The organism is Embleya sp. NPDC059213 (assembly GCF_042754445.1).
Classification (GTDB): Bacteria; Actinomycetota; Actinomycetes; order Streptomycetales; family Streptomycetaceae; genus Embleya.
In genome coordinates this window covers 1-10,191 of sequence record NZ_JBHZAV010000264.1, presented here as the reverse complement: position 1 = coordinate 10,191, position 10,191 = coordinate 1, and the positions used below count along the sequence as shown (strand labels likewise).

The 10,191-nt window shown below is 71.8% G+C and carries 8 protein-coding genes; 6 read left to right on the top strand and 2 right to left on the bottom strand.

What is annotated here, in order from left to right; genetic code table 11:
• Positions 1-75: 75 nt before the first annotated feature.
• Entirely contained in the window at positions 76-780 is a 705-nt protein-coding gene (locus tag ACFXMF_RS44335; protein WP_360319338.1) for a hypothetical protein, read from the bottom strand.
• A 387-nt stretch (positions 781-1,167) separates the two neighbouring features.
• On the opposite strand from ACFXMF_RS44335, the gene ACFXMF_RS44330 reads away from it, so the two are divergent.
• The 6 genes from ACFXMF_RS44330 (at position 1,168) to ACFXMF_RS44305 (ending at position 7,080) form a co-directional block, all read left to right on the top strand.
• Entirely contained in the window at positions 1,168-1,650 is a 483-nt protein-coding gene (locus ACFXMF_RS44330) for a CarD family transcriptional regulator (RefSeq protein ID WP_020552233.1), read from the top strand.
• Between the two features lie 57 nt (positions 1,651-1,707).
• Positions 1,708-2,511, top strand: a complete 804-nt coding sequence (gene ispD / locus ACFXMF_RS44325; RefSeq protein WP_379992291.1) for a 2-C-methyl-D-erythritol 4-phosphate cytidylyltransferase — start codon at positions 1,708-1,710, stop codon at positions 2,509-2,511.
• The gene (gene ispF / locus ACFXMF_RS44320) at positions 2,501-3,004 is read left to right on the top strand and encodes a 2-C-methyl-D-erythritol 2,4-cyclodiphosphate synthase (protein WP_360319342.1); all 504 of its coding nucleotides are present in this window, start codon (positions 2,501-2,503) and stop codon (positions 3,002-3,004) included. Before ispD ends, ispF begins: the two co-directional genes overlap by 11 nt.
• Before the next feature lie 64 nt (positions 3,005-3,068).
• Positions 3,069-4,478 (top strand): cysteine--tRNA ligase, encoded by a 1,410-nt coding sequence (gene cysS, locus ACFXMF_RS44315; RefSeq protein ID WP_360319344.1) that lies wholly within the window; start codon positions 3,069-3,071, stop codon positions 4,476-4,478.
• Positions 4,479-4,704: 226 nt separating this feature from the next.
• Positions 4,705-5,682: a 23S rRNA (guanosine(2251)-2'-O)-methyltransferase RlmB gene (rlmB, locus tag ACFXMF_RS44310; protein ID WP_360319346.1), complete on the top strand. Its 978-nt coding sequence runs from the start codon at positions 4,705-4,707 to the stop codon at positions 5,680-5,682.
• Positions 5,683-5,778: 96 nt separating this feature from the next.
• Complete coding sequence (locus tag ACFXMF_RS44305) at positions 5,779-7,080, top strand: TQO small subunit DoxD (protein WP_360319348.1); 1,302 nt, start codon at positions 5,779-5,781, stop codon at positions 7,078-7,080.
• Between the two features lie 908 nt (positions 7,081-7,988).
• Here ACFXMF_RS44305 and ACFXMF_RS44300 read toward each other — a convergent pair.
• Positions 7,989-8,984 (bottom strand): NAD-dependent epimerase/dehydratase family protein, encoded by a 996-nt coding sequence (locus tag ACFXMF_RS44300; RefSeq protein ID WP_360325201.1) that lies wholly within the window; start codon positions 8,982-8,984, stop codon positions 7,989-7,991.
• Positions 8,985-10,191: the final 1,207 nt, after the last annotated feature.

Here is a 10,191-nt window from a genome sequence, read left to right as displayed (position 1 = left end):
CGCCCGCGCCGCCCCCGTTCTCCGGGGGGGCGCGGGCGCCGTCGTGTCCGCCTGTCGTGCGGGTGCCGGGTGTGCTCAGCCGCCGGCCGGGGCCGACGAACCGTTGCGCGGCGTGCCGGTGCTGCCGACGTTGCCCGTCGTGGCATTGGCCGCGCCCGTGGCGGGCGCCCCCGTGTTGGGCGCCCCCGTTGCGGGGGCTCCCGTGGTGGGCGCCGCCTGGGTCGGCGGGGCGGGCGGGGCCGGCGGCGGCGGGGTGAACGCCGGGGTCGGCTTGAGCTGCGCGTAGTAGCTCGTGGGCGCGTGCACGGACACGTCCAGCGACGTCTCGCCGGCGGTACCGAACGCGAAGGTCACCCGGCGGAACGAGCCGGCCTCCACCTTGTCCGCGTTCGGGAAGACCAGCGGACCGAGGTAGGCCCTGCCCTGCGGGCTGTCCTTGGACATGCCCTGGGGCGGGTCGACCATGTACACGGCGCCACCGGCCGGGATGGTCAGCGGACCGCCCAGGGCCTGCCCCGCGCCGTCGACCGTCACCTTGGTGACCGTCTCGGGCTTGGTGCCCTCGTTGAACAGCGCACCGCCGAGCGCGACCAGGTGCTTACCCGGGTCGCCCGTCACCAACTGAACGTTCTGGATCTTGAGCGAGCCGAATGCCGCATTGGCGGTGTCGGGCTTGATCTCGTTCGTCTCGGCGTCCTTGCCACTGGCGCAGCCCGCGGCCAGAGGAAGGACGACGGCGACGGTGGCGGCGAGGGCGCCGCGTCGAAGGCTGCGGCTCACGGCGGCGGCATCTCCTTGATGATCTTGGATCGAGGAACCGGTCAGGACGACCGGGGACAGCGTACTCAGCCCGGGCGGACGACTTGTACGCGGCTCACCGCGCCGACACTCGGCTTCGATCGGGTCGCGACGGGGTGCCGATCTCGAACGTGGGATCGGCACTGATGGGGCCCCAGTGACATATGGGTCGCCCGAGAGCGCTCGGCTCGCGACCGGGAGGAGCTGTTTGTCCTATTTGTTCGAGTCCTGCGGGTGTGGGGTTCCCTGTCCCAGCACGGCCACTGGCCCGTTGTCAAGCCCCGACTAAGGCTCTGACCTGCGCAAACGTCATTCAGTAGGGGCGTGTCCCGTGTTACCCTAGAAAGCCACGGAAGGGGTACCTGTCACATGACGTTCAAGGTTGGCGACACCGTGGTCTACCCCCATCACGGGGCCGCGCTGATCGAGGCGATCGAGCAGCGCACGATCAAGGGTGTGGACAAGACCTATCTGGTGTTGAAGGTCGCCCAGGGTGATTTGACCGTCCGCGTGCCTGCGGACAATGCGGAATTCGTCGGTGTTCGGGACGTGGTGGGCCAGGAAGGGCTCGACCGCGTCTTCGAGGTGCTGCGCGCTCCGCACACCGAGGAACCGACGAACTGGTCACGACGTTACAAGGCGAACTTGGAAAAGCTCGCTTCCGGTGACGTTATCAAGGTCGCGGAGGTCGTGCGCGATCTATGGCGCCGCGAGCGTGACCGCGGCCTGTCGGCAGGCGAAAAGCGCATGCTGGCAAAGGCTCGGCAGATCTTGGTGAGCGAGTTGGCGCTCGCCGAGAACACGAACGAGGACAAGGCCGAGGCCATCCTCGACGAGGTTCTGGCCTCCTGAGCCGTAGGATCCGCCCGTCGGTGACGGACGGATCCGCCGGTGCGGTGTCGGCGCCACATGGCGTCGGCGCCCGGGTGGTTTGAGGGGACTTCGTTGAACGCTGCGGTCCTTGTGCCCGCTGCAGGGCGTGGTGAACGGCTGGGTCCCGGTGCGCCCAAGGCGTTGCGTGAGCTTGGGGACATCCCGATGCTGGTGCACGCCGTCCGGTCGCTGTTGGCCGCCCGCGGGGTAACCGCGGTCGTGGTCGCCGCACCGCCGGACGGTGTCGCCGGTGTCCGGGATCTTTTGCGTGCGCATTTGCCCGCACAATCACCCGTCCGGGTGGTCGCGGGCGGTGCGACACGCCAGGAATCGGTGCGATTGGCGCTGGCCGCCGTGTCGCCCGATCACGACGTCGTGCTCGTGCACGACGCCGCGCGGCCGTTCGTGCCGGCCCGGGTGGTGGAGGCGGTGATCGCCGCCGTCGCCGAGGGGGCCGACGCGGTGGTGCCCGCGTTGCCCGTGGTGGACACGGTCAAAGAGGTTTCCTCGGTCGAGGGTGCGGAGACGGTGGTCCGCACGGTCGACCGGTCGCTGCTGCGCGCCGTACAGACCCCGCAGGGCTTTCGACGGGCCGTGTTGGCGCGCGCGCACGCCGAGGCCGGCGGGTTCGGTGGCGAGGGCGCGACCGACGACGCGGGCATGGTCGAGCGCCTCGGCGGCACGGTCGTGGTGGTGCCCGGATCCGAAGAGGCGTTCAAGGTGACCCGCCCGTTCGATCTGCTGCTCGCCGGTGCGCTGTTGGCACGTCGTGCGGAAGCGGCGGAGTCGGCGGGGTCGGCGAGCGGCGCGGAGAGTACGGAGATCGACGTTGTCCGGTGAACACACACCCCCGGTCGTGCTGCCCCGCACCGGGATCGGGGTGGACGTGCACGCCTTCGCGGAGGGCCGCGAGTTGTGGGTGGCCGGTCTGCACTGGCCCGGGGAAACCGGGCTGGCCGGACACTCGGACGCCGACGTGGCCGCGCACGCCGCGTGCGACGCGTTGTTCTCGGCGGCCGGAATCGGCGACCTGGGCGCGCACTTCGGCACTTCACGGCCGCAGTGGTCGGGGGCGTCCGGGGTGACCCTGTTGACCGAGGCGGCGCGACTGGTGCGCGCGGCCGGGTTCGAGATCGGCAACGTCGCGGTGCAGGTGATCGGGGTGCGACCGAAGGTGGGCCGGCGTCGGGCCGAGGCCGAGGCCGCGCTGTCCGCCGCGGTCGGCGCGCCGGTATCGGTGTCGGGCACCACCACCGACGGGCTCGGGCTGACCGGGCGGGCCGAGGGAGTGGCCGCGATCGCCACCGCGTTGGTGGTGGCGACCGGGCGATGATCGTTCCCCGAAGCGAGGGATAACGGTGAACGCCACGCCGCCCCGACGCTCTAAGCTTGCGCGTGTGAGCATGCGCCTGTACGACACCAGCACCCGCACGGTCCGGGACTTCGTGCCGCTTGTCGAGGGACAGGTCTCGATCTACTTGTGTGGTGCCACCGTGCAGGCGCCGCCGCACATCGGGCACATCCGATCGGGGCTGAACTTCGACGTGCTGCGCCGGTGGTTCGCCCACCGCGGCAACGACGTCGTGTTCTGCCGCAACGTCACGGACATCGACGACAAGATCATCGCGAAGTCCTGCGCGCAGGAGATTCCGTACTGGCAGGTCGCCCAGACCAACGAGCGCGCCTTCGCGGACGCCTACGCCGCGCTCGGCTGCCTGCCCTCGACGGTGGAGCCGCGGGCGACCGGGCACATCCCCGAGATGATCGCGATGATGGAGCGGCTGATCGCGACCGGGCACGCCTACCCCTCCGGTGGCGACGTCTACTTCGACGTGTCCTCTTTCCCCGCCTACGGCGCGCTCTCCGGCCAGAAGCCGGACGCGATGCGCGAGGCGGAGGACGCCGGAGCGGGGGCGGCGGGCAAGCGCGACCGGCGCGACTTCGCGCTGTGGAAGTCGGCCAAGGCCGGCGAGCCCTCGTGGGATGCGCCGTGGGGGCAGGGTCGTCCGGGGTGGCACCTGGAGTGCTCCGCGATGGCGCACAAGTACCTCGGGCCGGCGTTCGACATCCACGGCGGCGGGCTCGATCTGGTGTTCCCGCACCACGAGAACGAGATCGCCCAGTCCAAGGCGGTGGGCGACCCGTTCGCCAACTATTGGATGCACAACGCCTGGGTCACCCTCAGCGGTGAGAAGATGAGCAAGTCGCTCGGCAACTCCGTGCTCGTGACGGAGATGCTCAAGCAGTGGTCCCCGCTGGTCCTGCGGTACTACCTGGCCACCCCGCACTACCGGTCGATGATCGAGTACAGCAGGGAGGCCCTGCGCGAGGCCGAGGTCTCGTTCGGGCGGATCGAGGGTTTCCTGGAACGCGCGGGCGAGCAGACCGGGGTGATCGAACCGGCGGCGGAGGTGCCGGCGGCGTTCGCGGCGGCGATGGACGACGACCTGGGTGTGCCGCAGGCGATGGCGGTCGTGCACAACACCGTGCGCGACGGCAACACCGCGCTGGCGGCGGGCGACAAGGACGCCGTCGTGCGGCACGCGGCGGACATCCGGGCGATGCTGGGCGTGCTCGGCATGGACCCGCTGTCGGAGCAGTGGACGGCGGGCGCCTCGGCCGGCCGTTCGGACGAGCTGCGCGGGGTGGTCGACCACCTGGTCAAGCTCGCCCTCCAGCAACGCGAGGCGGCGCGGGCCCGCAAGGACTACGCCGCGGCGGACGCGGTCCGGGACAGCCTCACGGCGGCCGGGATCGTGGTCGAGGACACCCCCAACGGCCCTCGGTGGACGCTGCACCGGGACTGAGTGGAAGGGCCCGTCGGGGCCCGACGAGAACGTGCCGTCACGGCCGGATCGCCACGAGGTGGCGGGCCGGCCGTACGGTTGTAGTGGCGGTTGCCCTCCGGGGCGACCGGGGAACGCAACGCTGCTGTCGAAGCGGATGTTGCCGTCGAGGCAACGTTGCCGTCGAAGCCGACGTTGTTGTGAAGCAAAACGCTGCTGTTGAAGCAATCGAAGGGATGTACCCGTCATGGCCGGCAACACGGAGCGCCGTAACAAGCGCAACGAGGGAAGCAAGAAGGGGCCCTCGGTCGGCACTGGTGGGCACAGCCGCCGGGCGCTCAAGGGCAAGGGGCCCACCCCGCCCGCGGAGATGCGCAAGGGGCACGCCAAGCAGCGCGCGGCCAACGCCGCCGCCAAGCGCAAGGCCTCGGCACCGGCCGCTCGGCGAGCCCCGGGCGGTCGTCCCGGGCGTGGGGGCAAGAGCTCGAACGAGCTGGTCGCGGGTCGCAACTCGGTGCTCGAGGTGCTGCGCGCGGACGCGCCGGCCACCTCGTTGTTCATCGCGCAGTACATCGACAGCGACGACCGGGTGCGCGAGGCGATGAAGATCGCCAACGTCCGGGGCATTCCGCTGATGGAGATCCCGCGTCCCGAACTGGACCGGATGACCGACGGCGCGATCCACCAGGGCCTGGTCCTGCAGATGCCGCCGTACGAGTACGCGCATCCGGACGACCTGGTGGTCGAGGCGCAGGACCGCGGCGAGACGCCGATCATCGTCGCGCTCGACAGCGTCACCGACCCGCGCAACCTCGGCGCGGTGATCCGCTCCGCTGCGGCCTTCGGCGGCCACGGCGTGGTCGTGCCGGAGCGGCGCGCGGCCGGGATGACCGCGGGCGCCTGGAAGTCCTCGGCGGGTGCGGCCACGCGTGTGCCGGTGGCCCGGGCGGCCAACCTCACCCGCGCGCTGGAGGCGTACAAGAAGGCGGGTCTGACCGTGGTCGGCCTCGCCGCCGACGGCGACATCTCGCTGGAGGAGCTGGCGGCGGCGACCGATCCGATCGTGGTGGTCGTCGGTTCCGAGGGCAAGGGCCTGGGTCGCCTGGTCCAGGAGACCTGCGACATCACCGTGCGGATCCCGATGGCGGGCGGCAACGAGTCGCTCAACGCCGGTGTCGCGGCGAGCATCGTGCTCTACGAGGTGGCCAGGCGCCGCGCGGAGTAGCCGCGCAGTGTAGTGCCGTACGGGGGCGGTCGGGGCCCGCATCGGGTAATACGCGAAGGGCCGCATCCTCGGGGGACCTCGCACGGTTATTGATGCGTGGACACCAGAACGGAAGGCAGCTTCGGCGGTGCTGTCGGGCTGTTGCCCTCGCCCCCGGCGGTGCGCGATCCAGGCGATCCGGCGTCGGTCGCCACCCCCACCAAGACCCTGCGGGTGGTGATCGCCGGCCCTCGGACCGGCGGCGCCCCCGTGCCCGGAGCGCGCGGTCCGGCGGACGACGCCACCGCGCGGCTGCCGGCGATCCGCGACGACATGCCCCGGCGGCGGGTGCCGCCGGCGCGTCGCGAGCCGGGCGCCGGGCGCGAGCGGGACGGCACCGCGACCTCGATGCCCGGGCACGGGCGCCGGGCCACCCTCCAGGGCGGCACGGTGCTGTTGCCGCTGCGGCTGTTCCTGGGCGGGGCGTTCCTCGTCGAGGGGTTGCGCAAGCTCTACGCGCCGGGCTTCCTGGATCCGAGCTCGACCGATTCGTTCGGGCATCGGATCGGGGTGCTGCGCGAGGGCAGCCTGTCGCCGTCGGTGATGGACCTGGCCGCCGATCACGCGATCGGGGCGGGCCTGCTGTTCGCCTTCGGACAGGTGGTGGTCGGCTTCGCGGTCGTGCTGGGGTTGTGGACCCGGCTCGCGGGCCTGCTCGGCATGTTGTTGTCGCTGGGCGTACTGATCGCGGTGGGCAGCGGCTCCTCGCCCTATCACGCGCCCTACGTGGTGTTCCTGGCCGCGTTCAGCCCGCTGGCGTTGGCGGGAGCGCCGATGTACTCGGCGGACGCGTGGTTGTCGCTGCGCACCTGGCGCGGCCCGATCATCACGCCCGTGCGGGCCCGGCGGCGCAAGCTCGGCTACGGCTCGATGCTGGCCTGTGCGGGGGTCGGCGTGACGCTGCTCGCGGGATCGTTGCTCGGCGGCGGTCACCGGCAGCTCGACGAGTCGGACACCGGGCGGGTCGGCGACCGGGAGGGCCCCGCCGCCGCCTCCACCGCCCCGGTGGCTCCCGGGCCCGGGCAACACGGCGGCCCGGTGGACACGCAGCTCCGTCCGCCGGTGAACGAGCCCTCGGCGGCGCCGGTGCCGGGCACCGGCCAGAACGCCCAACCGCCGATCCCGCCGCGCCCGACGAGCACGTCCTCGCCCACGACCAGGACCGGCACGGGCACGAGCACGGGAACGGGCACAGGCACAGGTACGGGCACGGCGCCCGCACCCGAAAGCGGCACCAAGGCACCCCGCCCCTCCGCCCCGTCCGCCGGCTCGCCCGGCCCGGCAGGCTCCCCGGCCGGCTCCCCGGGCACGGCCCCGAAGCCGGCGGGGAGCAAGCCACTGGGTGGGTTGTTGGGGTGAGGCTTCTTGGGGTGAGGTTTGTTGGGGTGCTTTGCTGGGGCGGGGCTGAGTCGTGAGCGGAGCGAGTGGGTGGCCCGGGTCGCGGGTGCGATGGGCGGGGCGGCCCGGGCCGGGCTGGGGCGTGGGCCGGGCCCGCCACCTGACCTGAGTCGTGGGCGGGGCGAGTGGGTGGTCCGGGTCGGGTTGCGGCGGGCCGGGTCGGGTCGGGCCGTAAGTCGGGTCCGACGCCTGGTCCGGGCGTGAGCGGGGCAAGCCGGTGGGCGGTGTCTGCGGGCCGAGCCCGACACCCCAGGCGAGGTCGTGACCTTGCTCCGCCGAGACCCGGGCCGAAGTCGCGAGCGCAGCGAGCCGGTGAGCGGTGGTCGCGGGTCGGGCCGGACGCCCGAGCCGGAGTCGTGAGCGCAGCAAGCCGCTGGACCCCAGTCGCGGGCCGAGCCCGACGCCCGAGCCGAGGTCGCGAGCGGGGTGAGCTGGAAGACCCGGGTCGTGAGGCGAACAGCACACCCGGGCCGGGGTCGTGAGCTGAGTGAGCGGGTGGGCGGCTTTCGGCGATGCAGCGCTGCTTCTATTGGGCGCCTTCGGCGCCGGCTCGCGAGGCACCACTTTTTTGCTCCGTCGCAGGCTCCTCCACAAAAAAGTGGCCCCTCGCTCGTGACTTCGTGTCCCTTCGCTTCGCTACGGGCCACGAAGTCAACGTTCTGCGGCTCCGCCGCTCTCCGCGCTTCGCGCGTCGATCACCGGGGTGAGCCCAAGTCGGGGGCGCTGACGCGCCGGGGCGCGGCGTTGTTCGGCGGCCCGGGGGAGGCCCGACACGTTTCTGCGGCCGACCCGCCCGTCTCCTTCAGAGTCGTGGGGGTGGCGAGCCCGGTCGATCTGGGTCGTGGGGGTGGCGGGGGTGGGCGGGTGGGTCAGGTGGTGGCGAACTCTGCCATTCCGTGGGTGAATTCGATCGTTGCCTGCCAACCCAGTTCCTGCTCCAAGCGGGTCGCGGAGGCGGTGATGTGGCGGACGTCGCCGAGGCGGTATTCGGCGGTGGTGATCGGGGGCGGGCCGGCGTGGGCCTCGGACAGCGCCGCAGCCATCTCGCCGACCGTGTGCGGGACGCCGGTGGCGACGTTGTAGGCGCGGAGGCCGGGGCCGGGGCGGTCCAGAGCGGCCAGGTTGGCGGTGGCGACGTCGCGAACGTGGACGAAGTCGCGGCGCTGACCGCCGTCTTCGTACACCCTCGGCGGCAGCCCGGCACGCAACATCGAGCGGAAGATCGCGGCGACACCGGCGTACGGGGTGTCCAGCGGCATCCTCGGGCCATAGACGTTGTGGTAGCGCAGCGCCGTGGCCACGCCGCCGGTGGCGCGGGCCCAAGCTCCGGCCAAGTGCTCCTGGGCGAGCTTGGTCGCGGCGTACACGTTGCGCGGGTCGGGCGCGGCCTCCTCGGAGATCCGACCGGGCGTCACATCCCGCCCGCACGTCGGGCACGGCGCCTCGAACCGCCCGGCCACCAGCGCCTCGACCGGCCGAGGCCCCGGCACCACGTCGCCATGCTCCACACAGCGCCCCAGGCCCTCCCCATAGACGACCATCGAACTCGCCAACACCAACCGGCCGATGCCCGCCCGCCCCATCGCCGCAAGCAGCACCGCCGTGCCCAGGTCGTTGCACCCGACGTAGTCCGGAGCGTCGTTCAGGTCCAGCCCCAGCCCGACCTTGGCGGCCTGATGACACACCGCATCCACACCGGCCAAGGCCCGCTCCACGACCACCGGGTCACGCACATCACCCCGCACCGCATCCACGCCCTCAACCGGTTCCAGGTCGAGCACCCGCACCTCGTGTCCCGCTTCAGTCAGGCATTCGACCACGTGTGTACCGATGAACCCGGCGCCGCCGGTAACCAGGATTCGCATGCCGTCCACGCTAAACACGCAGACCTCCCCAACAACCACCAACCACGCCAACGTCACTCCTTTGTAAGACCTCCCCACGCGATCACGAACTCGCCCCCACCGCCCCCTCCACGACCTGCGCCCACCTCGTGATCGCAAGCAGCGCACGACCTTCTCCACCCCTCACACCCCCCTGTGGCATGGTCACGGAGGGGAGGATTAGTAGAAGAAGAAGGCGAAGAAAAAGAAGGCGGCGGGGAGGAAAAGGAGGGAGCAAGGAGGCAAGTCCGCTGCGGAAACGTGCCGGGCCATGCCCAGCGCGCCAGTGCCCCCGAAGTGGGTGAAACCTGTCCTCCCGTCCGGCCCACGCGTCCGTCGCCCCCACGACTGGCCGACCGTGCCCACCACCCTCGCGACTCGGGTAGGCAGGGCTCGCCACACCCACGATCCGACTCCGCCCACTCACCGCCCCCGTCCCGGCCTCCCTCCACTGCCCGGCTGCGCCCACGAGTTCACGCCCACGACTCACAGCGGCCTGCGGTTACATCCCGCCCGGCGGTCCGCCGGCGACACACGTACCCGTAGCTGCGGGATCAGGCGGAGGCGGCGAATCGGCTGCGGCAAGGTGCCGGGCCGGCCCCAGGCCGCCGAACAAGGCCCGCCCGCTCCGCTCGCGACCTGGAGTCGGTTGCCCCCGCTGCACTCGCGTCATGGGTGATTGGGTTTACCGGACCCACGACCCTGATCGACCGCCCTCGCCACACCCACGACCCACTTCCACCCTCACGCCAGCCCACCACCCCGCTTCCGCCCTCTCACCACCCCGTCCGGGCCTCTACTGCCCGACCGTGCCCACGAGTTCACGCCCGCGACTCACGACCGCCTGCGATTACGTCCCGGCCCGGTGGTTCGCCCGCCCGCTCCACCGGTGACACACGTTCCCGTGGCTGCGCAACAAGGCGGGCGGGTCGGCTGCGGAAACGTGTCGGGCCTCCCCCCGGGCCGCCGAACAACGCCGCGCCCCGGCGCGTCAGCGCCCCCGACTTGGGCCCACCCCGGTGATCGACGCGCGAAGCGCGGAGAGCGGCGGAGCCGCAAAACGTTGACTTCGTGGCCCGTAGCGAAGCGAAGGGACACGAAGTCACGAGCGAGGGGCCACTTTTTTGTGGAGGAGCCTGCGACGGAACAAAAAAGTGGTGCCTCGCGAGCCGGCGCCGAAGGCGCCCAA

Bases quoted from the DNA above. Each gene is read 5' to 3' on its own strand.
- ACFXMF_RS44330 (WP_020552233.1), top strand. From the start codon at position 1,168: ATGACGTTCAAGGTTGGCGACACCGTGGTCTACCCCCATCACGGGGCC.
- ispD (WP_379992291.1), top strand. From the start codon at position 1,708: ATGGCGTCGGCGCCCGGGTGGTTTGAGGGGACTTCGTTGAACGCTGCG.
- rlmB (WP_360319346.1), top strand. From the start codon at position 4,705: ATGGCCGGCAACACGGAGCGCCGTAACAAGCGCAACGAGGGAAGCAAG.
- ACFXMF_RS44300 (WP_360325201.1), bottom strand. From the start codon at position 8,984: ATGCGAATCCTGGTTACCGGCGGCGCCGGGTTCATCGGTACACACGTG.